Annotated in this window: 23 protein-coding genes; 15 read left to right on the top strand and 8 right to left on the bottom strand. The window is 70.5% G+C overall.

Translation table 11 applies throughout. The annotated features are described in order from the left end of the window. Window positions 1-55: 55 nt before the first annotated feature. From IEY86_RS30775 to IEY86_RS30745, 8 genes are all read right to left on the bottom strand, one after another. Window positions 56-535, bottom strand: a complete 480-nt coding sequence (locus IEY86_RS30775; RefSeq protein WP_189135196.1) for a conjugal transfer protein TraB — start codon at window positions 533-535, stop codon at window positions 56-58. Window positions 536-546: 11 nt separating this feature from the next. After that, entirely contained in the window at window positions 547-2,913 is a 2,367-nt protein-coding gene (locus IEY86_RS30770) for a hypothetical protein (RefSeq protein ID WP_189135195.1), read from the bottom strand. Window positions 2,914-3,043: 130 nt separating this feature from the next. Then, window positions 3,044-3,268: a hypothetical protein gene (locus IEY86_RS30765; RefSeq protein ID WP_189135194.1), complete on the bottom strand. Its 225-nt coding sequence runs from the start codon at window positions 3,266-3,268 to the stop codon at window positions 3,044-3,046. Between the two features lie 3 nt (window positions 3,269-3,271). Beyond that, window positions 3,272-3,838, bottom strand: a complete 567-nt coding sequence (locus IEY86_RS30760) for a hypothetical protein (protein WP_189135193.1) — start codon at window positions 3,836-3,838, stop codon at window positions 3,272-3,274. An 84-nt stretch (window positions 3,839-3,922) separates the two neighbouring features. After that, window positions 3,923-5,692 carry a coiled-coil domain-containing protein gene (locus IEY86_RS37910; RefSeq protein ID WP_189135192.1) on the bottom strand — a complete coding sequence of 590 codons (1,770 nt, stop codon included), beginning with the start codon at window positions 5,690-5,692 and terminating at the stop codon, window positions 3,923-3,925. Between the two features lie 58 nt (window positions 5,693-5,750). Next, window positions 5,751-6,149: a hypothetical protein gene (locus IEY86_RS30750; protein ID WP_189135191.1), complete on the bottom strand. Its 399-nt coding sequence runs from the start codon at window positions 6,147-6,149 to the stop codon at window positions 5,751-5,753. After that, entirely contained in the window at window positions 6,146-6,271 is a 126-nt protein-coding gene (locus IEY86_RS37685; RefSeq protein ID WP_265805893.1) for a hypothetical protein, read from the bottom strand. The genes IEY86_RS30750 and IEY86_RS37685 overlap by 4 nt, the downstream gene beginning before the upstream one ends. After that, window positions 6,268-6,687, bottom strand: coding sequence for a hypothetical protein (locus IEY86_RS30745; RefSeq protein ID WP_189135190.1), 420 nt, complete (start codon window positions 6,685-6,687; stop codon window positions 6,268-6,270). Before IEY86_RS30745 ends, IEY86_RS37685 begins: the two co-directional genes overlap by 4 nt. A 589-nt stretch (window positions 6,688-7,276) precedes the next feature. Between IEY86_RS30745 and IEY86_RS30740 the strand changes: the two genes are divergently transcribed. From IEY86_RS30740 to IEY86_RS30670, 15 genes are all read left to right on the top strand, one after another. Further along, window positions 7,277-8,056: a GntR family transcriptional regulator gene (locus IEY86_RS30740; protein ID WP_189135189.1), complete on the top strand. Its 780-nt coding sequence runs from the start codon at window positions 7,277-7,279 to the stop codon at window positions 8,054-8,056. Between the two features lie 3 nt (window positions 8,057-8,059). Beyond that, the gene (locus IEY86_RS30735) at window positions 8,060-8,626 is read left to right on the top strand and encodes a GNAT family N-acetyltransferase (RefSeq protein ID WP_229698897.1); all 567 of its coding nucleotides are present in this window, start codon (window positions 8,060-8,062) and stop codon (window positions 8,624-8,626) included. Between the two features lie 670 nt (window positions 8,627-9,296). Next, the gene (locus tag IEY86_RS30730; protein ID WP_189135188.1) at window positions 9,297-10,589 is read left to right on the top strand and encodes a hypothetical protein; all 1,293 of its coding nucleotides are present in this window, start codon (window positions 9,297-9,299) and stop codon (window positions 10,587-10,589) included. Window positions 10,590-10,676: 87 nt separating this feature from the next. Continuing rightward, window positions 10,677-12,074 (top strand): replicative DNA helicase, encoded by a 1,398-nt coding sequence (gene dnaB, locus IEY86_RS30725; protein ID WP_189135187.1) that lies wholly within the window; start codon window positions 10,677-10,679, stop codon window positions 12,072-12,074. Between the two features lie 201 nt (window positions 12,075-12,275). Continuing rightward, window positions 12,276-12,605, top strand: coding sequence for a hypothetical protein (locus tag IEY86_RS30720; RefSeq protein ID WP_189135186.1), 330 nt, complete (start codon window positions 12,276-12,278; stop codon window positions 12,603-12,605). Next, window positions 12,602-12,892 (top strand): hypothetical protein, encoded by a 291-nt coding sequence (locus tag IEY86_RS30715; protein ID WP_189135185.1) that lies wholly within the window; start codon window positions 12,602-12,604, stop codon window positions 12,890-12,892. The genes IEY86_RS30720 and IEY86_RS30715 overlap by 4 nt, the downstream gene beginning before the upstream one ends. Further along, window positions 12,885-13,181, top strand: coding sequence for a hypothetical protein (locus IEY86_RS30710; protein ID WP_189135184.1), 297 nt, complete (start codon window positions 12,885-12,887; stop codon window positions 13,179-13,181). Before IEY86_RS30715 ends, IEY86_RS30710 begins: the two co-directional genes overlap by 8 nt. Window positions 13,182-13,848: 667 nt before the next feature. Then, window positions 13,849-14,169 carry a hypothetical protein gene (locus tag IEY86_RS30705; protein WP_189135183.1) on the top strand — a complete coding sequence of 107 codons (321 nt, stop codon included), beginning with the start codon at window positions 13,849-13,851 and terminating at the stop codon, window positions 14,167-14,169. Between the two features lie 90 nt (window positions 14,170-14,259). Beyond that, window positions 14,260-14,829 (top strand): hypothetical protein, encoded by a 570-nt coding sequence (locus tag IEY86_RS30700; RefSeq protein ID WP_229698896.1) that lies wholly within the window; start codon window positions 14,260-14,262, stop codon window positions 14,827-14,829. Window positions 14,830-14,967: 138 nt separating this feature from the next. Beyond that, the gene (locus IEY86_RS30695; RefSeq protein ID WP_189135182.1) at window positions 14,968-15,726 is read left to right on the top strand and encodes a hypothetical protein; all 759 of its coding nucleotides are present in this window, start codon (window positions 14,968-14,970) and stop codon (window positions 15,724-15,726) included. A gap of 107 nt (window positions 15,727-15,833) precedes the next feature. After that, on the top strand, window positions 15,834-16,706 hold the full coding sequence (locus tag IEY86_RS30690) for a phosphoadenosine phosphosulfate reductase domain-containing protein (protein WP_189135181.1): 873 nt from the start codon (window positions 15,834-15,836) through the stop codon (window positions 16,704-16,706). A gap of 95 nt (window positions 16,707-16,801) precedes the next feature. After that, entirely contained in the window at window positions 16,802-17,389 is a 588-nt protein-coding gene (locus IEY86_RS30685; RefSeq protein WP_189135180.1) for a DUF6248 family natural product biosynthesis protein, read from the top strand. Between the two features lie 172 nt (window positions 17,390-17,561). Further along, window positions 17,562-18,200 carry a hypothetical protein gene (locus IEY86_RS30680; protein WP_189135179.1) on the top strand — a complete coding sequence of 213 codons (639 nt, stop codon included), beginning with the start codon at window positions 17,562-17,564 and terminating at the stop codon, window positions 18,198-18,200. 411 nt (window positions 18,201-18,611) lie between these two features. Beyond that, window positions 18,612-20,264 carry a class I SAM-dependent methyltransferase gene (locus IEY86_RS30675; protein WP_189135178.1) on the top strand — a complete coding sequence of 551 codons (1,653 nt, stop codon included), beginning with the start codon at window positions 18,612-18,614 and terminating at the stop codon, window positions 20,262-20,264. A 153-nt stretch (window positions 20,265-20,417) separates the two neighbouring features. Then, window positions 20,418-21,641, top strand: coding sequence for a helix-turn-helix domain-containing protein (locus IEY86_RS30670; protein ID WP_189135177.1), 1,224 nt, complete (start codon window positions 20,418-20,420; stop codon window positions 21,639-21,641). The last annotated feature ends 14 nt before the right edge of the window (window positions 21,642-21,655 follow it).

Below are 21,655 nucleotides of genomic sequence, written 5' to 3'. Positions count from 1 at the left end.
CCCCTCCCGTGGGGGCTTTCCGCCCCGGCGCTTTCGCGTCCGGGCGGCTATTCGGTTACTTGACTTCGTTGAATCCGGGCTTGGGCTGCTGCACGCCCATGGACTGCACGACTTCGTAGATCCCGCCGTATTCGCCCTGGTGGGCGTCGTTGAAGCCCTGCGCGTCCATCTGCATCTCGTCGGCGGCATTCACCATGTCGCCCGAGGCTTCGGCGACTTCCCGCAGCGAGGTGGCGCCCTCCATGATGAGAGCGGTGAATTGCGGCTCGACTTCTGCCGCGTCACACATCTCCGACATGTTGCTTGCCTTGTCGGTGTTGCGGCGAAAGAGCGCCTGGAGGGCCCAGACCTTCTCTTTGAGCCGCAGCGCCTGCGCGGCCAGCGCGGCGACGGCGAGACCGAGGCTGAGGAAGCCCAGGTTGCTGTCGGGGATCGACGGGAGGTCGCCGTCGCTGGCGGGGACCGCAGGGACGTAGCTCTCGCGGGGGACGATCTCCCCGGACACGACCTGACCGGGCGTGATTTCTCCGGACACGAGGTGACCTCCTAGTTCTCGTTGTGCACGCGGGCGGACGGGGTGCGAAGGCCTGCGTCGGCGGTCGCCTGCGTGAGCGGCCGGTACGCGTCGTCCATCTCGGTCTTCGCGGTCTCACAGGTCTCGGCCGCGTGGAGCGACTTGATGGACATCTCCTCGGCCTTGCGGGAGAGGACCTCCATCGACTCGGCGAGCTTGCGCATCGCCCAGGCGGTGAGGGTGCCGATGATGTTGTGCTTGGCGGCCAGTTGGGCGGCCACCCAGTCCAGCTCATGCATCAGCTCCCTGGCCTTCCGGGCGAGCTGGAGGCATTCGTCGTGCGCGGCGAAGGCCTCCGAGACCACCTCGTCCAGGAACTCGGTGACGTCATCGAGCGTCACCTCCGTCGCGTGCTCGGGGTTCATGCCGCCGTCCATCGCGATCGTGACGGCCCCGGTGTTCACAGCGGGCGAGTTGCCCACGGGCGCCTCCTTCGTGTTCGTCGTAGTGCTTCCGGCAGGGAGGCCACGGGCCCCAGTGGTCAGGGGCTCGCGCGAGGAGGCCTGATAGCCGGGCGGGAAGATCTGCCCCACCGTCCACACCTCCTGTTGCTGCGGGTCGGTGTCCCGCATGGAGTCGTAGGCGCTGCGCCGTTCCCCGCGCGGCGGCGGGGTGTAGAACTCCCAGCCGCTCCCGGCAGAGTCGGCGCCCTCTGTCTTGGCCTTGGCCCGTTCGCTCGCGCGGCGGGCCCGCTCCTTGCGGCTGGCCTTGCGCCGGTCGGCGGGGCCCGTGCCCGGGGCGGAGCCGCGCGTCTTCTTCTTCGACTTCGGCTTCACCCGGACCTTCTTCTTTCTGCCGGGCCCCGAGGCCTTCGTGCCACCGCCCGGCTTGGGCTTCTTGGTCGTGCCGACCTTCGGCCCGGTGCCAGTCGCGGAACCGCCGGCGGGCTTGGGCTTCTTCGTGAGGTCGACCTTCGGCGTGGCCCCCGGCTTGGGCTTCTTGGTCAGGTCGACCTTCGGCCCGGCCGGTGTCGCCCCGCCGCTGGCACCTCCCTTCTTCGGCTTCTTGCGCTTGACCGTGGTCAGCACCGGCGGAGCCAGGTTTTTCCGGCGCTTCTTCAGTCGGCGCCGCGCCGCCTTGGCGACGGCCCGCCCGAATGTCGCGTCGGAAGCGGCCGCAGTCTCCTTCTTCTTCCGGCGGGCCTTGGCCCTGGCCTTGCGGGCCTTCTGCTTGGCCTCGAACCGGTCCTGCCGGACCTGCTCCTTGCGGGCCTGCTTCGCGTCGGCCCGGGCGTTGCGGACCCGGTCCTTGGTGTCCTGCCGGGCGTCCGCCGCGCGGGTCTTGCGGTCCCGGGCGGCGTCCCGGTCCTTGGCCCGGTTCTCTGCGCGGGCCGCCTGCCGGTCCGCGCGCCGCTGCACCTTGGCGCCCTGCCGTGCGGCGGCCCGTTCCTGGCGGCCGCGGGCCCGCTCCAGCGCGGGGCTGGACTTCTTCGAGCTGGGGGACTTGCCGCCCGAGGGCGACTTGATCCCCGACCCCGAGCCGCCGTTCTTCCCGGACGGGCCGTTCTTCCCAGAGCCGGGCGACTTCGAGCCGCCCTTGCCCTTGGTGCCGAGCGAGCCGAGTCCGTTGGACGTCTTCGGTGAGGTCTTCTTGCCGCCCGGCGTCAGCCCGCTGCCGGAGCCGCCCTTGCCTCCGCGGCCGGGCCCGGCTCCGCCGGTGCCCTTACCTCCGGGCCCGCTTCCCTTGCCGCCGCCTCCCATCAGGGAGCCACGGCCGCCACCGAGTGCCTTGCGGCCGTACTCCTGACTGGAAGGGATGGACTTGCCGCGCTTCTGCGCTGCCTTGTCGCCGATGCTTTGCATGGCGAGGGCGTGCTTGGCGGCGGTCTCCTCGCCTGCGAGCCGGTGCTTGAGGCGGGCCTCGCGCAGCGGGGCCAGTTCCTCCGCCCGCTCCTGGCGCCGCTGGCGCCAGTCCGTCAGCACTGTCGCGGTGCCCCGCAGTGCGGCCAGCGCGATAGCAAGGGTGGCCGCAAGGCCGAGGGCGGCGACGCCGGGGCCGTCCGCCTCGCCTTCATCGCCATCCCCGCGGGCGGGCGCCGTCCCCTCCGAGCGGAGAGCGACGGCGCCCACGGTGCCGGTCGATCCGGGCGCCGGCGGGAGTGTCGGGGTGAGGTCGGCCAGGGAGTCGGCCACCGACCGGCGCCGCCGGGCGGGAACCACCATCCCGTCGCCGACGCCCACCTCCGGCCCGGAGGCCGGGGCAGGCGGTTCGGCGGGCGGGGCCGGGGGCGCCGGGGGAGGGGCGCCCGGGATCGGGGGGAGCCCCGGCGGGGCCCCTCCCCGAGATCGGAAGGAGACGACGTTGCCGTTCCGGTTGTCGTCCCGAGGGTCATCAGCCACGTGCTCTCCAGGGTTGACAGAGGGTGACCGGATAGGAGATCCTCGCGCGCCCGAGCGCCCGCGCGCCCGCGCGCCCGCCTTGGCCTCCCAAAACCGGTCCGCCCCCGGGTGATGATGATGGTGATGACGCTTACGCGCCGTGACTGCCGTCGTGACGGCTGGTCCAGTTCTCCAGCGTCAGCGCGAGGTCATTCCACAATTCCGGATTGGCCTTGCAGATCGCGCGGGCCCGGTCCCACCAGGCATCGGCCAGACCCGCGTCGCCGCGCGCTTGGACCTGCCGGGCCTGCCGCGCCGCCCAGTGGGCGGCGCGGCGTTCCCGGCGGACCTCGGAGGTCGAGGGCACCTGCTGCACTGATCAGGCTCCCTTGCGCTCGAACAGGTCGTTCACGCCCCGGACGCCCCGGACTGTGCGCCCTCCGGACGCCTTACCGGCACTCTGACCTGCGGTTTCGTCGCTCGCCTCGGTGTCGCCGTCGGGCCGGGCCGCCATCGCGGCGACCGTCTTGTTCAGCGACTTCGTGGCGAAGGCGTTCACCTGACCGCGCCGGTCAGCCTTGGCCTTGGCCTTGGCCGCCCGCTGACCGGGCAGGGCGGCGACGGTGCGGACGTGGTCCGCGTACGCGGTGCGCAGGCCCTCTGCGGCCTGCGCCTGGTCCCGCGAGGCCTTGACCAGCCGGTTCAGGTGCTTCTCGACCTTCCGGGCCCGGCGCCGGGCCGACCACTTGCCGTCTCCCTCAACCACCTGGGAGCGCAGGACGGCCTGGAACATGGCCCGGGCCGCCTCGTATTCGCCGTGGTCGTCGTTGTGTACGCGCTGCCGGTCCAGCGTCCAGGTGGTCAGGTGGTCCAGGTTGAGCAGGGGCCGGAACTCCGCCGGCACCCGGTTCAGGACCTCGTTGTTCATGTGCTCGATCTCGGGCACAGGTGATCTCCTCTCGGGGGAAGGGGCCCGCCGACTCTCGGGGGCGGTGGCGGGCCCGGCCCGCGACGTACGGCGCCGCGCGGGTCAGCGAGCGGCGAGGTGCTTCTCTCGGTCTGCGGGGCTCAAGAGCCCCGCTTCGTCCAGCAGCCGTACGGCCCGGTCGCGGTTGCAGCCGACGGCCGTACGGGCGGCGTTGACGGTGACGAACCCGTCGGCCCCGCGAGGCAAGTCCTTCAGGATCTGGATCGCCTCTTCGTCCGTACGGACAGCCGCCGTACGGCCGCCCGTACGGGGGGCGGGCGTACGGGCCGTACGGGGCTTCGCCGTACGGGCCGCCGTACGGTCCGTACGGGCGGGGTCCGTACGGTCCGGATTCGGGTCCGCCGTACGGTCCGCGTCGAGGGTGGCCGTACGGTCCGACTCGCCCCGTCCGGCGGACGGGGCGACCGTGTCCATCGCGGCCTCGGCGGGCGCCGTCTCCTCGTGGTCGTTCTCCAGGAGACGGTGGACGCGCCAGACGATGGCGACGACGACGAGGACCGCGACGACGATGAGCCCGATGCTCGGGTGCTGTTTGCCGTGGACCACCGTCACGCCGTGGCCGGTCATGTCGGCCACGTGGTACGTGATGTTGGTGGCGGCCATCAGCCCGAGCGCGTAGGGCACGTCCTTCTTCATGCGGAAGGCCGTGACCGCGTAGACATCGAGACCGAGGGGGAGTGCCCACCCCATGTCTCCGAGCGGGGTGTTGCCCAGCCCGACCATCCGGGCGAAGGCCCACTCGCCGGAGGCGGTGAGGACGATCACGGCCGCGAGCGCGACCCAGATGCTTCCCTGCTTGACCATCTCCCCGCGGTCCCGGGTCCGCTTGAGGCTCGCCGCGCGCTTCTCGGCGACGCGCCGGGCCTCGCGGGCGGCGTCCAGCTCGCGTTTGGCTTCCGCGAGCTTGGCGTCCGCCTCCTTGCGTACCGCGCCGGCGGCGGTCCGGGCTTCCCTCTCCGCCTCCTTGCGCAGCTCCCCGAACTCAGCGGCGAGTCGAGCCCGCTGTGCCTGCCGTTCCCGCTCGTGCTGTTCGCCGAGCTGGCGGAACTCGGTTTCGATCTTCGCCCGGGCTGCGTCCACCTCCGCCCGGTACGCGGCGAGGTCGGCGTCGATCTCCGCCCGGCGCGCGCTCAGCTCCTCGTCCAGGGTGAGCCGGGCCGACCGGCGGGTCAGGTCCAGCTCCGAGTCGAGTGCCGCACGGGCCGTCCGGATCTCCACCGCTTGGTCCTGCGCCTCACCGACGATGCGGGCGGCGTCGTCCAAGGCCTTGCGGTAGGCGGCCTCCGCCGAGGTACGGCGCAGCTCCACCAGGGCGTTCGCCCGGTCCTCCGCCTCGGCGAGCACGATGCTCACCTGCTTCTCGGCTTCGGCGAGCAGGCTCTTGGCCTGCTCCTCGGCGTCCGCCATGACCTCCTCGGTCTCGGCGGCCGCGTCGGTCCGGGCCTGTTCGAGGATCGCTTCCGCGTCGCTCCGGGCACCGGCGCGGATCGTGTCCGCGTCGCCCTCGGCGCGGCGCAGCCGCTCCCCGACTTCTTCGGCTGCCTCCACCAGCACGCGCTTGGCGTGGGTGGCGGCCGCCCGGCGGATCTGGTCCACCTCGTTCTTGGCGGCCTGGATCAGCGCCGCCGCTTCCTGAGCCCCGGTCCACCGGGCGCCGTCGATCACGTCGGCGGCGCGGTCACGGAGATCCGCGTCCAGGGCCTCGCCGTCTTCCCGCGCCTCCGGCTTCGGCGGCAGGGCCGCCGCCTTGGCCGGGCGGCGCGGCGTCGTCGTGTTCCGGGTATTGCGGGCGGGTGGCTTACGGGACCCCACACCGGCCTCCTCTCATGCAGGTGGCCGCCTCTCGGCGGCCACCTCGGTGTTCGGTCCGTCAGCCCCGCGCGACGTTGGCCGCGTGAGAGACCGAGTCGAAGACCCGGCCGACATACTCGACCAGCGCGTAGTCACCGGCCCGCTTGCACGCGGACTCGACCTTCGAGCACCGGTCGTCCAGCTTGTCCATGGCCACGTTCAGGCGCTCCGAGACCCGTTCCTGCGCCGACCACAGCAGCTCGGCGAGGGCGTAGACCGGCATCGTCGCCGCGGTCCACGCCAGCAGCGCCAGCCGCAGGCGGAACCGGGCCAGCGGGCCGGGGGCGTTCACGACGACGAGCAGGTCCAGCAGGTGCTCGAAGTCGTCACCGGACCAGCCGTCCATCGGTCCGTGCTGGTTGTGGAAGTTCTCGACGGCCGTCTTCTTCTTCGGCCGGGTGAGCAGGGGGAGAGTCACCGTCGTCCTCCGATTCCGGACATCGCCTGTCCGTGGCGCTGCAATTCGGCCTGTGCCTGCTGTCGGGCTTCCTCCGCCTTGCGGGCCGCCTCGGCGGCCTGGGCGGCAGACTCGGCGCTCATGCGGCCCACTCCGTGCGGTCGTCGCCGCCGGCGTACGCGTCGAAGTCGACGTCGGCCGCAGCGACCAGGGCCTCGATCTGCTCGACGGTGATCTGCGAGCTGTCGACGATGATGCGCAGGCTGACGTTGCCCTGGCACATCGTTCCGGCGACCCGGAAGCCGTTCTTGGTCCGGCTGATCCCGCTGTTCTCCAGCTCCTTGACCAGGGCCGGGAGCAGGTGCGCGGCCTCCTTGCGGACGACCAGGTCGGCAAGGATCTCGCCGGGGCGGATGGTCACCTCAACCTCGATGCCGAACTTCACGAGGTCCTGGACCTCACCGAACACGCTCCACGCCTCCTGGACCACGTCCTCGACACCATCGGACACGGCCTGGGGGCGGATCGGGGCGGCGGTGGTAACTGCGATGATGGTCATGCGGATCGGTTCCTTTGCTGGTAGATCCGTGGACCCCCGACACATCAGGCGCTGCAACGCCGTGTCGGGGGTCGCGCCGTACGGGGGACGGCGCGGTAGGCGAGCGGGGACTCGAACCCCTGTCTCCGGAGAGCCCGAACCAGTCGGGCACGCCCCTCATGACCTCTGCCTTTGGAGTGCCGCCGGGCAGCCCTCGTGTGGAGAGCGCCCGGCGGCCATCCGGCCCAATTACTCATCTTTTGGCACGCTGTTGAGTTCTCAAGTGACGTTCACTCCCGCCCCGGCCTGCCGTCATCCGACGGTGGTCCCGTGCTGGTCAGACCAGCTCTGGCGGTGTGCTTCAAGCAGTTCACGCAGGTCAACAGGCATGACGAGCACACCCTTTCCGACCACTTCCCTAGTTAACTGGGGAAGATGGGAAGACCGTAAGCCTTCACCAGGCAAGCCGTCAACAACCAAAACCCAAAGGGCCTCTGACGGCGTGTCACTGCAACTTGGAAAGCAACTCCTACCTGCGGAAATGGAGTCGACATCAAAGAAGTTCCATCCCGGGCTAGCTTCACTAGACAAGCTGGGTACTCTGTTCCGCATGACAACCCGCCAGCCAAAGAAGCGGATGGGGGCGAAAGACATCGCCGCTGTCCTGCGTGCGCGCATCGACAACGGCGCGATTGAGCGCCAGCTACCGCCAACTCGCGTCCTGGTCGCGGAATTCGAGACGAGCGCCGAGACTCTTCGGCAAGCCGTCGGAATCCTCCGTGCCGAAGGGCGCGTCACCAGCCAGCAAGGGAAGGGCGTCTTCGTTCGGCGGGTCGAGCCGATCGAGTTCGCCATGCACCGGTTCGAGCACGGCAACCGTCGCGATGACGTCGAGAACGGCATAGACGACTGGAAGGCCGCGATCCTCGAACTCGGCCGGGTGCCCAGCCAGGACGCCCCCACGGTCAGCGTGGAGCGCGCACCAGCGGACATTGCGAGGGAGCTCGGCGTGGAGCGTGGAACCTTCGTCGTCGCCCGCCGGCGAACCCGCCGCGTCGATGGCGAGCCGTTTCAGCTCGCTGACAGTTGGTTTCCTACCGAGGTCGCGTTCGATACGCCACTCATGGACGAAGAGGACGTCACCATGCCGGGCGGCATTCTCGCGAACATCAAGGACAAGCGGTACGCCCAGACGCGCAAGGTAGACAAGCTGCGCGCGTGGACTCTGACTGCCGACCAGGCCGTACGCCTCGGGCTACCGACCGGCAGCACTGTCCCCGTCCTGCGGCACGTCCGAGTTGGCTACAACTCGGCTGGAACGGCCGTCCGCTGCATGGTCACCATCGCCCCCGGTGACCTCAACACGCTCGTCTATGAGATCGAGGACTGACCCTTGTCACAGCTCATCCGCCCGGCTTCCCTGGACGACTCCAACGCCCTCATGAAGCTGCGGATCGAAGCCGAGGAGTGGCTTGCCAACGCGGGCATCGACCAGTGGCGTTCGCCCGGCTTCCGAGATCGCGCCCTGGCCAAATGGCAGGTCGACATCGCCGAGGGGCGCACCTGGGTGGTCCCCGATGCGAGCGGAGAGTTGCTGGGGACCATCACCCTGGCGCGTCCCGATGCGGACTTCTGGACGCGGGCTGACGACCCCGAGTCGGCGGTCTACGTCGCGAAGCTCATCACGGCTCGCTCGGCGGCTGGCCAGCAACTCGGGGGCCGACTGCTCGACTGGGCTGGAGGAGTCGCGCGTGACCGAGGGCTCCCATGGCTTCGGTTGGACGTCTGGCGTGACAACTCCAAGTTGCAGGGCTACTACCTGAACGAAGGGTTCGAGCACGTGCGGACCGAGGCGCCGTCCCATCGCCTTTCGGGCTGGATGGCCCAGCGTCCTTCGTCGCTCGTTGTGCACCCCGACGCACCCCTGTGCACCGTCGACACACCGGGTTTGGCAGGCTGACCACACAGTGGGCCCTCGGGGGAGGACAATGCGCGAGACGCAGGGCTCCCCTCCCGAGTACACCGGGAGGCACTGCGCAGAGTGGCAGCCGATTGTGGTGGTCGGCGCCGCACTGATCCGAGTAGCCGCAACCGCGGTGAAACCAACGGAACCAGGAAGGCACCACGATGAATCGAACTCAGCACCCGCCTTCGCCGCAACGGCGCAACGCTCGCAGCTCGAAAATGCGTTCAGGGCTCCGGCGCCAGGGGTACAAGATCGCAGGATGGCCAGTCATCCGCAGCACGACCACCGGCGGTCATGTCCTCGCCTCGCTCCGGCTGGCGCGAGCCCCGTGAAACGCCGATGGCCGCCCTGTTTGCCAGCAGGACGGCCACCCAGATCGACTCCCGCCTCCACAGCTTGAGTCGTAGGTCGGCGATGACGCCGGGGCCTGAGCCCTGCCAGGGGCCCGAGGTCACCACTCACAGGATAGAGCGAGGAATGGCTTGCACGCAGCAGCGTGCTCCAGGTCACCGTCTCTTTTCCGTCACTTGCCGGTCTGCGACTCCCCAAACCTCCAGGGGAGAGCCCAACCAATGTTCCAGATCCACCTGACGACACGCAGCGTTGTTACGCCGACCCGTTCGGTCGCGTCCGCCGCGGTCTCCACCGCCGAGGCGGTGACTCCGTGAAGCGCCCACAGAGGGCCTTGGCCGCCGCCGCGCCAACGGACGGCGACGAGCTGTTCGAGTTCTCCGGCACCATTACCGACTACTGGTCGTACACGCAGGTCCGCGACTACCTGATGCTCATGCCGGGCATGACGCACACCGCGTACCGGCTCTACAGCCTGCTGCGGTCGATGATCGCCGAGGCCTCCCGCCAGTCGTGGAACGGCATGCGGCGTATGACGATCGACCAGCTTTGCTGGCTGCTGCCCGGCCCGAAGGACAAGCCCACCAGCATCTCGACCATGTACGAGGTCCTGGCGACGCTGGAAGAACTCAACCTGGTCGTACCGAAGGACGTGCTGGAGCTGGAGGGCATCAGCCAGCTCAAGGGCAAGGCGCGGGCCGCCAAAGGCATCTCCCGCGGCTTCATCGTCAACGACCTGCCCCCCGACGCCGAACACACCGGGTGGCGCAACGCGTGGGACAAGTTGGACGCCTACCGGCCGGACTGGCGGGAGAACCCGCCGGCGCCGCCCACCCACATCACCGAGATCGAGACCACGGCCAACGGGCAGATCCGGGCCAGAGTGCGGCTGGTCGACGCCAACGGCGAGCCGTTCCAGAAAACTGGAACACCGCAGGTCGAGGCCTCCGAGGCCCCTTCATTCCAGAAAACTGGATCGCCCTTCCAAAAAACTGGAACGCCAGCCCAGAATTCCGGAACGGATCTCCCGCTGACCAGCGAAAACGATCACCCTCTAAGAAGCTCTCTCAAAGAAGCCTCTCTCTCTGGTGACCCGGGTGCCCCAACGGACCCCACCGTCACAGCCAAGTCCGGGACGGGACGAGGAGAGGAGACTTCGGCTTCGCCGGAGAACGACATCACCCCCTCGGCTGCCGCCGAGGAGTCGGACACCCACGACGACGTGCGGGTGGCGGAGGCCTGGATCGAGTCCCGCCAGAAGCACGGGCACGGTGTTCCGGCCCGTGGGCGGACCGCGATGGTCCGCGACGCGGCTGCGCTGCTCGCCGACGGCATCGACGTCGACCACCTGATCGCCGCGGCCGCCGACATGGGCAGTCGGGGCAACTGGTACTCGCTGCCCCGTCACCTGGAGCGGTTCGTCCTGCCGAAGACCGCGGTGCCCGGCCAGCGCCGCGCGCTGCCCGACTGGTGCGGCAAGTGCAACGACGGCATCGAGCCCCGCCAGCCCGGCCAGCGGATGCGCGAGGACGACGACGGCCGCCTGGTCCGGTGCGAGTGCCACCCGAGCCACCCCGGCAACGCCAAGAAGTCGGTGCTGGCCTAGACCCTCCGCAGCACAACGGCGGCAGGGGAGCCCGTGGAAAGGCCCCTGCCGCCGCTCGAATCACCCAGTTCAAGAAGGGATTCACCCATGAGCGTACCCACTCAGCACGACGGCATGGAGGACGGCGGCGGCTCGCTGTTCGATGAGGCGCCGGACACCGTCCCCTTCGAGCGCGTCCCGCCGAACGACGTGGAGAGCGAACAGTGCGTGCTCGGCGGCATGCTGCTGTCGAAGGACGCGATCGGGGACGTCAACGAGGCCGGGGTGACGAACGAGGCGTACTACCGCCCGGCGCACGGCACCATCCATGACGCGATCATGGACATGTACGGCAAGGGTCAGCCGGTCGACCCGATCACGGTCGCGTCGTACCTGACGAAGTCCGGCGACATCGAGCGCATCGGCGGCGCCTCCTACCTGCACACCCTGGTGCAGGCGGTGCCGACGGCGGCGAATGCCGCGTACTACGCCGAGATCGTGGTCGAGCGGTACAAGCTGCGGCGCCTGATCGAGGCGGGCACCCGGATCGTGCAGATGAGCTACGCGGCCGAGGGCGAGGTCGCCGACGTCGTCGGCGCGGCGCAGGCCGAGATGCAGTCGGCGGTCCAGCTCGGCGCCGGGGGCGGGCAGGAGCGTGTGCAGTGGGTGGACGACATGCTGGAGGACTACCTCGTCAGCATGGACGCGCCGCCGCCCAGCCGCCTGCCGCTGCCGTACGACGACTTGAGGGCCATGCTCCCGATGGAGCCCGGCGACCTGGTCGTGGTGGCCGCCCGTCCGGCGATCGGCAAGAGTGTGGTCCTGCTCGACATCGCCCGGTGCGTGTCCATCGAGCACCGCATCACCGTCATGGTGTCGTCCATGGAGATGAGCCGCCCGCAGCTGATGGAGCGGCTGATGGCGGCCGAGGCCCGCGTGCCGCTGAACCGGATCAAGGACCGCCACTACATGAACGACGACAGGCGGCGCATCCACGACGCGGCCCTGCGTATCGGCGGGGCGCCGCTGGTCGTGGACGACGGCCCGGCGGCCACGACCGTGCAGCTGCGTTCGCGGCTGCGCTGGCTCCAGGCCCAGGGCAAGCTCCCGGCTGTGCTGGTGGTGGACTACCTCCAGATCATGAAGGCTTCCGGAAAGCGCGGACAGAACCGCACGGGCGAGGTGGACGAGATCAGCCGCGGGCTCAAGGAGCTGGCCGGGGAGTTCGGGATCATCGTCATCGCCGCGGCCCAGCTCAACAGGGAGGTCGAGAAGCGCGAGGACAAGAAGCCGATGATGGCCGATCTTCGCGAGTCCGGGTCGATCGAGGCCGACGCCAACGCCGTGATTCTGCTGCACCGGCCCGACGCGTACGACAAGGAGCACGAGCGGGCGGGCGAAATGGATCTGATCATCGGTAAGAACCGGCAGGGGCCGACGGGTACCGTCACCGTCGCCTTCCAGGGCCACTATGCCCGCGCTCGCAACCTCGGTTCAGGCTTCTGACCTGCTGTGGGATCTCAAAAATCCCGTGTCGGAATCTCACGGCTGATGTCGGATCGATGTCGGATACGACACCGGCCGTGAGACCGCCCAGGTCGGAGGACCGACGGACCGAGCTGCCCGAGGCGGACCGTCGAGAAAACGACATGGGCGTGAGACTCCAGCGTCCGACACGTCGTGAGACTGCGGACGAAGCCGCAGGTCATGAAGGCGGCATCCGACACGAGCGCCGAGAACCTACATGCGGAAAGGGGAATCCGGCATGATCGCAGCCGACGTGCGGGCACGTTCAGCATCTTCGACGCGCTCTCCGGTGTGCGCGAGGTGCTGGCCGTGGCCTCCCTCGGCAGCCCCGCTGCGGGCGGCATCTACCGGTTGGCCGGCGAACTAGCCGACGTGGCCGCGGCCGCCGAGACCGCCACCCGCGCCGAGTGGCAGGCGAAGCGGTCCGGGACCGTTCCCGTGCAGCCGGTCGACGGCGGTCGCCGGGAGCGGGCAGACTCAGAGCAGACGGAAAGGGGCACCACGCGATGACCGCAGAGCCGATTCACCCGCACGGGCCGGAGCGGGTGCCGCGCAACGCCGAAGGCATCGCGACCGCGCTGTCCGGCGAGCGCCGTATGGAGTTCTACCGCGAGCTGCTGGCCGCAGCCCCCGAGGAGGCCGAAGGCGTCCTTCGGCGCTGGTGGTGCGAGGCGATGCTCGACACGGATCCGTCCGGCGACCGGCTCACTGCGGCCGCGCTGGACGGGACGCTGCCGACGACCGCGGCCGCCGACCTCGTTGGTCGCCGCCGTGAGGCGGGCCTGCCCGTTGAGTGAGCCGTACGACGAGGACCCGCAGGGCCTGCCGTGCGTGCTGTCGAAGGAGGTCGCCGAACTCCTCATGGACAAGGCCCTGCCCGGGGAGGTGTTCGGCGCGATCGTGGCCGCTACGGTCGTGATCAACCAGACCCGCGGCGAGGTGCCGGGCAGCACCGCATCGGCGAAGTGGCCCCAGCAGCGGCGCATGCCGCTCGGCGCCGATGGCTCGCTCGGTATCGCCGAGTACGTCATCGTCGCCGACGCCGACCCGCGGCACATCGTCCTCACCCGCATCCAGCTCTACTGACCCGCCCGACCCGGGGCTCGGCGAGACACACCCGTCTCACCGGGCCCCTTCCCGGCCCCGCCGCACGTGCGGAGCCGACCGGCGTCGGCGGGTCCGCGCCCGGGCGGCACCGGGACTCGCCGACCGCTTCACCTCTTAAGGGGTGAGTTGGTGGTGCGGGTGAGGTGTGCCGTGCGGTCTCAGGCAGCGGGGGCTCCGCCCCCACACCCCCGACCCTCCACAGAGGGGAGGGGCGCCGCTGTGATCTTGCGGTGTGTGGGTGGTCGGGGGTGGTGGGGTCGGGGGGCCCCCTCCGCGACTGTGCCCCCGAGGGGACCACAGCCCGCGCCGGGCCGCCAGGCCAAGCCGCCTGCGGCGGTCGCGCGAGCGCGAGCCTGGCCCCCCGACACGGCCCGCGGTCGGCTGCGCCTGCCCAGCCGCGGAGGGAACCCCCCGACCGGCCCGTCGTGCGGCGTCCGCCGGGGGCAATTCCGGGGTCTGTCGAGGCGTCGGAATCCCCCCCCGGAATTCCCTTGAAAAAAGCCTCTGAACTGCGGTTTTTGGTGAGTTGAAAGTTGACCCACGCCTCAAAATTTGAGAGTATTGTCTACGTCGGAAGGGGGTGGGAATCCCCACCGGCCATCGGGCCCCGGGCCCGCACCGAGCCACCTCAACCGGAGGAATCACCGTGATCGACTTCGCCACTCTCAACCGCCTCGGCCTGGACGGCACCGATATCGAACTGCGTCCCGTCTTCGACCCCCGGCTGCGCACCTTCTCTATCCAGCTTTGGGAGAACGGCGAGCCCGGCGGCATCCACGGCCTGACCGACAACTTCCGGGGCGCCGACGAGCCGCTTGAGGCGATCGGCGCCTTCCTCGCTGACAACGGCGTGCGCGCCGTCACCGACGAGGAGGCCGCGCTGCTCTACGCCGGTCTCGTCCAGGCCAAGGGCGGCCCGGACTGGGAAATCCTGCTGCTCTCCATCGGCGCCGACGACCGGGCCTGACCGGTCGTCACCCCGCGAGCGGGCGGGGGCGGGAATCCCCGCCCGCTCGCGGACCCCGGCCATCGAACCACCTCAACAAGGAGCACGATCATGAGCGCCACCACCCTGAAGACCCGCATCGGAGAGCCGGACATCGAGTGCCGCTACCCCGTGATCATCGGCGAAGACCGGGTCATCGGGCAGGCCTACCGCTGGCACCGTGACTGGCTGGTCGTCACCAGCGAGGGCGAGCACAACCTCCGCCGCCCGGCACACGGCACCAAGGGAATCGACATGGCCGCCGCGTACCTCGCCGAGGAGTACGCCGCCGGTCGCGTCACCGCCGTCGCCCTGGAGCAGATCCGCGCCGAGGCCCCGAAGCCGCTGGACGGCCCGGTGCCCCTGCTGCACCCGCGGATGCCTGCCAGCCCGCGCAACATCGCGGGTGCCCACGTCGCGTTCGCCGGGCTGACGGAGCACCGCTGGCGTGCCGTGCTCCACGGCTTTCCGGGGTCGGACAACCCCTGGTACCTCCAGTGCGAGCTGTGCCCCTGGTCCGGCGTCCGCTACTGGAGCCACCATCGCGGACGCAACGGCAACCCGCCGTCCGCCTACCGCCACGAGGGCGGATGCATCGGCGAGGAGAAGGTCCGCGCGCTGATCCCCGCCTACCAGAAGTAGCCCGCTGCCCGCCGGGCCCGGATCTCCCTGGGCCCGGCGGTACGGCCACACCGCCCGCCTGCCCGGGCGTCGGCGGGGCGGGAATCCCGCCGCGCCCGGGCCCACACCGAACCACCCCAACTCGAAGGAACAGTCACGATGACCAGCACGCCGCGACTCGACAGCCTCACGGCCGGCGGGACCAACGACGTCTTCGACGGCATCCGCCTCGCCGACGGCCATGTGCTCACCCTCAAGACCCGCCCCGGCGCCGACACGGCGGAGGAGGTCTTCCTGTACGCGGGCCTGACCGCCCCCGACACGGAGGCCTGGGAGAACGAGGACCAGTGGGAGGAGTGGCTGACCGGCGGCAACCTCGGCGAGGGCTCGCTGTACGTGGACGTGCCGGTCGAGGCCGTGCGCGACCTGATCGTGCAGCACGGCGGCGAGCACGACGACCAGGAGCCCGCGCCGGAGAGTACCGGGAAGACGGACGAGGGTGAGACGGCGGAGGTCGCCGCGACCCGCGCTCTTGCCGAATGGATCACGACGTCGCAGACGTCGCCGGACCCGATGACCCAGCTCGCCGATCTGCACGGGGCCTTCGAGATCGGCTACAGCGCCGATGAGGTCCGGTCGGTCTTCGGGCGCATCGCGGAAGAGGGCGGCCCGTACCTGGTCTGCGTGTGGGACTACGCCGACGAGTACGGGTTCGGCGGCAACTCCCAGTTCTACGCCGAGGGCGAGGACGGCGGCCTCTTCGAGGTCCAGCCGGACCTCCATCTCTGGCTCAGCGGCCAGCAGGAGACGCCCGGCCCGCTGGACACGTGGGTGTGCGCGCCCGTCGCCGAGCCGACCGAGTTCCCCGTCAGCGACGACTTCCACAACTACGCCCGGGTCGACCGGACCGACGACTGACCAGTCCGACGACTGACCGGTCCGACCGGCCGGGGGAGCGGGGCGGGAATCCCGCTCCCCCGGCCGGGGCCGCGCACCACACCGAATCCCTCAACCAGGAGACGATCGTGACGAAGAAGCCCTTCACCCCGCCGTGCGGCACGGAATGCGCCGCCGCCCAGATGGAACTGTTCGCCGCGCCGCCCGCGCCGCCAGCCGCGCCCCCTGCGGAGTTCGACTTTGACGCCCACGACGTCGTCATCGTCGGCGACAGCGGCGGCAAGGACTCCGGCGCCACCGTGCACGAGGTGTGCACCCAGGCCGACAAGGCGGGCCAGCTCCACAAGGTCCGCGTACTGCACTGCGACCTCGGCCGCACCGATGACGGGCACCTGGTCGAGTGGCCTGGTGCGCTCGAAGTCGCCCGCGCGCACGCTGAGCAGTACGGCGTCCCGTTCGCCGTCCGCCGCAGCAAGCGGTGGAAGTCGCTGTGGGAGCGGATCCTCTCGCACGGCAACTGGCCCGGGTTCTTCGCCCGCTACTGCACGAGTGACGGGAAGACCGTGGTCGGCCGGGACTTCGTGGACGAGACCGGCGTCGAGCTGAACCTGGGGCGCCCGATCCGGGCCGGATATGCGATGGGCATGCGCGCCGAGGAGTCCCGGGCCCGCGCCAACAAGCCCGAGATCGAGCGGAACCGCATGAGCGGCAAGGGCACGCTGAGAGTCGTGACGACGTGGCTCCCGGTCCACCGGCTCACCACCGAGCAGGTGTGGGAGACCCACCGGAAGAACGGCATCGCGCACCACGAGGCCTACGACCAGGGTATGCGGCGCCTGAGCTGCCGCGCCTGCCCGCTTGCGCACACCGACGACCTCGTGCGCTCCGCGCAGCTCAACCCCGGGCTGTTCGCCGAGTACGCCAAGGCCGAGGCGGAGATGGGCCACCAGTTCAAGAAGTCCATCAGCCTGCGGGAGATCATCGAGCGCGCCCGGGGCTGACCGGCCGTGGCCAGCGGGGGAGCGGGGCGGGAATCCCGCTCCCCCGCCGGGGCCGCACACCACACCGAACCCCTCAACTGCCGAAGGACCGCAGCATGAACGACGTCATCCGCCGCCCGCAGCGCACAGTCACGCCGGAGGAACGCGAGATCGTACGGGGCGCCTCCGCCCTGAACTTCCAGGGCGGCTTGATCATGGGCATCATCGACCCGGTACCCAACCCGTCGCCCATGGGTGAGGACGAGGGCGCGTGGGTGCGCGAGCAGGTGTGGCCCGCGTTCCTCACGGAGATCGACCGCAAGTACCCGTTTGGCTTCTGGCGCTGGTCGATGTGCGAGCGGGGCACGTGCTGGAACTGCCTCGGCGGCCGGTGCGAGCTGTGCGTCCACCGGCAGGAGGGCGGCCCGCACTTGGACGACAACACCGACTGGGTGCACGGCCCCCGGGGGCGGGTCGTCGCGAAGCTCATCGTCCGGCCCGACGACGCGCCGTGCGTGTGGTGGTGCCGGTGCCCCTGCGCCAAGGACGACTCGGTCACCGCCGAGCCCGCGGCGCCGGTGGAGGCCGAAGCCGAACCGGCGGAGTCGGGCCCCGACCGCCGGGCGGAGCGGGGCGCCGCGTGGGGAGGGCGCCGTACTCGAGGATGCGAGCCTGCCGATGAGGCGCAGTGCACCCTGTTCTGACGGCGGCCCGCGAGCCGGGGCCGCTCGGCGCCGGACGTCGAGCGGCCCGGCGGGGCGCAAAAGCGTGGGAATCCCGCCGGGCCGTGCGGTCCGGCCACCGAGGGCCCTCAACAGACCCATAACCGGACCAGTCACCATCGTATCCACGACCGACACCACCAGGAGCACACCCGTGAAGACCGTCGACGGCCGCCAGTGGGCGAACCGCGAGGACCTGATCGAGCACATCGGCTACGGCGGGACCACCCTGAAGAGGCTGTGGCGCGACCGCCGGGCCAACGGTCACCCCGAGCCCCGCGAGATTGACGGCGTCATGCACTGGGACCTGGAGGCCTGGGACCAGTGGTTCGCCCAGCATCGCGACCGGCCCCGGGACCTGTCCGGCGTCGACCGCGGCGGCGACCCGGACGAGCAGCTACCGCCAGCGAAGCAGGCCCGCGTGCTCGGCGTCGACCCCAGCCGGATCACCCAGTACACCAAGAACCCCCCGCCGGAGTGGCCCGACCCGGTCCGCGTCGAGGAGCTGCCCACCCGCACCCGCGAGTACCGCACCCGGGCCCAGCTCTGGGCCTGGGTCGACAACCCCGTCAGCGGGTTCGGCACCAGCGGCGGACGCCCGCCCGGCCCCGACTCCAAGGCCCGCGCGGCGAAGACCCCCGACCTGCGAGTCCGGCTGGCCGCCGAGGCGCTGGCCGCGATGCCCGACCGGAAGGCCGGAGAGGTGGCCGCAGCCCTGGCCGAGACCCACGGGCAGTCCGTCGACACCTGGAAGCGGATCATCACCCAGGCCCGCAAGGAGGCCCGGCAGTAGCAGGCCCGGCAGGGACGATGGCCAGTGCGACCCGGAGCGGGCGCTGGCCATTGTCGTCCCTGCCACCGGTCCGTCCGCAATCTCACCTCTTAAGAGATGAGTTCATGGCGGGAGTGCCCGGGAGGCTGTGGGCCCAAGCAACGCGGGGGCTCCGCCTCCACACCCCCTGCCCTCTCTCGGAGGGGGCAGGGGAGCGCGGTGAGCTGCGGGCCGATGGGGTGTGATCGGTGGGTGGGGTCGGGGGACTCCCTCCTCCAAAAGGGATTCTGAGCTGCGATTTTGTGGTGCGCCGGGGGTTGACTCGAACCTTAAAACTTGAGAGTATTGTCTACGTCGGAAGGGGGCGGGAATCCCTAACCGGCCACCGGGCCCCCGGCCCACACCGAGAAACCTCAACGATCAAGGACGGTCATGGTGGGCACCCCTGTGCGCGACGCCGCCCCCGAACCGGCGACGGACGAGGACGGCCGCCCGTACGCGAGTGGCTTCCGGCCGGCGGTGCTGGAGTGGGACGGCTGGACGTGCGCCGACTGCATTGTCTGCGGCACCGGCACGGAGTGCGCCGACTGCCAGGCCTGCACCGACTTCGCCTTCCCCTACCCGCCGCACTGGGCCCGTCCGTGGGCCGAGGGTGACCCGGAGCGCGGCATTGAGGCGTTCGGCGGCCCGGGCGGCATGTCCGCCGGGCGGGCGCTGGTGGACGACGGTGGCGACTGGGTCCTGATCGAGTTCAACCGCGACGCCGCGGCGACCGCCCGGGCTGCCGGGCACTGGGTGGTCGAGGCGGACATCCGCACGCTCGACCCCCGCCACCCGGTCCTGCGGGGCGTGCGCCGCTTCCACGGCTCCCCGCCGTGCCAGACCCTCTCCGGCGCGGGCAAGCGCGCCGGGTGGAACGCCGCCCAGATCTCCGAACTCCAGTCGATCATGTGGCAGGCGAGCGAGGCCTTCGGCTTCCTGGAGGTGGACGACCTGTGCAGCCTCTACGGCGGCCCCCACCACTACTTCGGCGACGTCATCGACGGTATGGAGGACCACCCCGACGCCCACGGCTGGGGCGAGCAGTGCGGCGGCGGCCACCTGCCCCCCTGCATGACCCCCGCAGACTTCCGGAAGTGGACGGCGAGCGTGGTCTCCGACGACCGTACGGCGCTCATGGCCGAGATGCTGATCTGGCCGATGTGCCTGGTCCAGATCGGCGCCCCGCTGGTGTCCATCACCATGGAGCAGAGCGCGAACCTCCTCAAGCAGAGCCCGGCCCTGGCCGAGGCCATCCAGTCCGAAATCACCAGCGTCGAGGGCTTCGGCTGGGCCTGGTGCTCGTGGCAGGTCGCCGACGCCGCCGACTTCGGCGCAGCCACCCACCGCGAGCGCGCGTGGATGGTCGCCACCCGCTACGAGGAGCCCCGCTACGCGGACCACGTGGACGGTGACAAGGCGGCCCGCGCGATGTGGGCGTACGTCCTCAAGCGCACCGGCCGACTGCCGGACTGGGCACCGGAACTCGACCGGCGGATCGATCCCTACCAGGGGCGCCCCGCCCTGCCGAAGGTGACCGTTGCGGCCGCGCTTGACCTCCCGACGGACTGGTGGGCCGACACCCGCGGTAAGCGCGGGATCAACCCCGAGACCGGCAAGCCCATGGGCGGTGGATCGTTCCCGCTCAACGACGTTGGCCAGTGCGTCACCGCCCCCTGGTACGGCATCAAGTTCCGCCCGGCCTACGTCCCCCAGGGTGAGGGCACCAACACGATCACCGCCCCCGAACTCGGCGCCCTGGTCGGCTTCCGCCGCGACTACCCGTGGACCTACATCCCGACCCGCGCGGGCGCCCGCGGCGTGCGGAACATCGCGCAGATGATCGCCGACGCGGTGAGCCCGGTCATGGGCGCGGCCGTCTCCTCCGCCGTCCAGGGCGAGGACTGGTACGAGCCGGTGGCCACCTACCAGACAGCGCTCTACCGGCTGGACGGCCAGGCCGCCGACACCGGCCGCCCGGCACTGCCCGCCCCGCGCACCAAAGACGGGGCGATCGAGCAACTGGAGCTGTTCCCCGCAGCCTGACCCACCCTCACGACGAAGTCCCGGTGGACCGCTGGAGATCAGCGGCCCACCGGGACTTTTCGGTCACCCTTCGGGTCCTCGACCCGAGACCGGTGTCGCCGGACGCTCGCGCACCGGTACCGTCCTGAGCGCGACGTCAGAACGGAGTCCATCATGGCGCACGACGCTGAAAATGGCCCGCGTACATTCGGCCAACGGGTCCGACGAGAGCGCGAGCGGAAGGGGCAGACGCGACCGGTGCTCGCCGGTCTTGTCGGCCGCAGCACGGAATGGGTCAAGGCGATCGAGAACGACCGACTCGGCATGCCACGCCTGCCGCTCCTTCTGCGTCTCGCGGAGGCCCTCGGCGTGGACGACCTTGCCGCTCTCACCGGTGACGAGCGGTTGGCGGCCGCCACCTACACGAAGGCCGCTCACCCTGAGCTCTTGCGGGTGAAGGAAGCACTGACGACCTACGATCTGCTTGTTCGGGACGAGGAGCCTGCGCCGACCGCAGAGCTCGCCACCCGGGTGCAGAACGCATGGCAGGCATGGCACGGATTCGGCGACCACCGCACCCGCGTCGCCAACGTGCTGCCTGCCCTGCTGGCCGACCTCCAGCACGCCGCCCGGACACACGAAGGCGTCGAGCGTCGACAGGTCCAGGTGCACCTTGCGCAGGCCTACCATCTCGCCCAGCTGTACCTGAGTTTCCAGCCCGCGCCGGAGCTGGTGATGCTCACCGGCGACCGGTCCATGACGATGGCCCAGGACGCCGACAGTCCGCGCGCCATGGCCGCCTCGGCGTGGTACCTCAACCACGTCTTCCGGGACGCCGGAGAGCGTCACGAGGCGCGCGTCGAGCTGGCAATGAAGTCCATCCAGCTGCTCGACCCGGACCGCGGATCGGAGGACATCGCCCTCGGCGGACTGCTGCACCTGGCCGTCGCCTTGTCGTACGCGCGGGTCGGGCAGAAGGGCAACGCCGAACGGCACTGGGACCGGGCGGCCGCGGCCGCCCGCCGACTCGGCGACGGGTACGCGCACCCGTGGCTGGTGTTCGGCCGGAGCATGGTCGACGCGTACGCGATCACGATGAACAACGACCTCGTGCGGGGCGGGGCTGCGATCGACGCGGCGACGCACGTCGACCTCGGCACGATGCAGAGCGCCACCCGCCGCAGCTTCCACATCATCGAGACGGCCCGCGCGTACAGCATGGAAGGCGAGTCCGTGGCGGTCGTGCATCTGCTGAAGAAGGCGTATGAGGCCAGCCCTGAGACGGCTCGCTTCAACCTGTTCGCGAGGGGCGCCGCAGCGGAGTTGGCGGAGAACGGCAGTGCGATCATCCGCGACGACGCGCGGGGCCTCGCGCGTCAGCTCGGCGTCGCCGCTTAGGGGTACAACCTGTA

Origin of the sequence: Wenjunlia tyrosinilytica (assembly GCF_014646055.1) — a bacterium.
Lineage (GTDB): Bacteria > Actinomycetota > Actinomycetes > Streptomycetales > Streptomycetaceae > Wenjunlia > Wenjunlia tyrosinilytica.
This window is presented reverse-complemented; position numbering and strand designations above follow the sequence as displayed.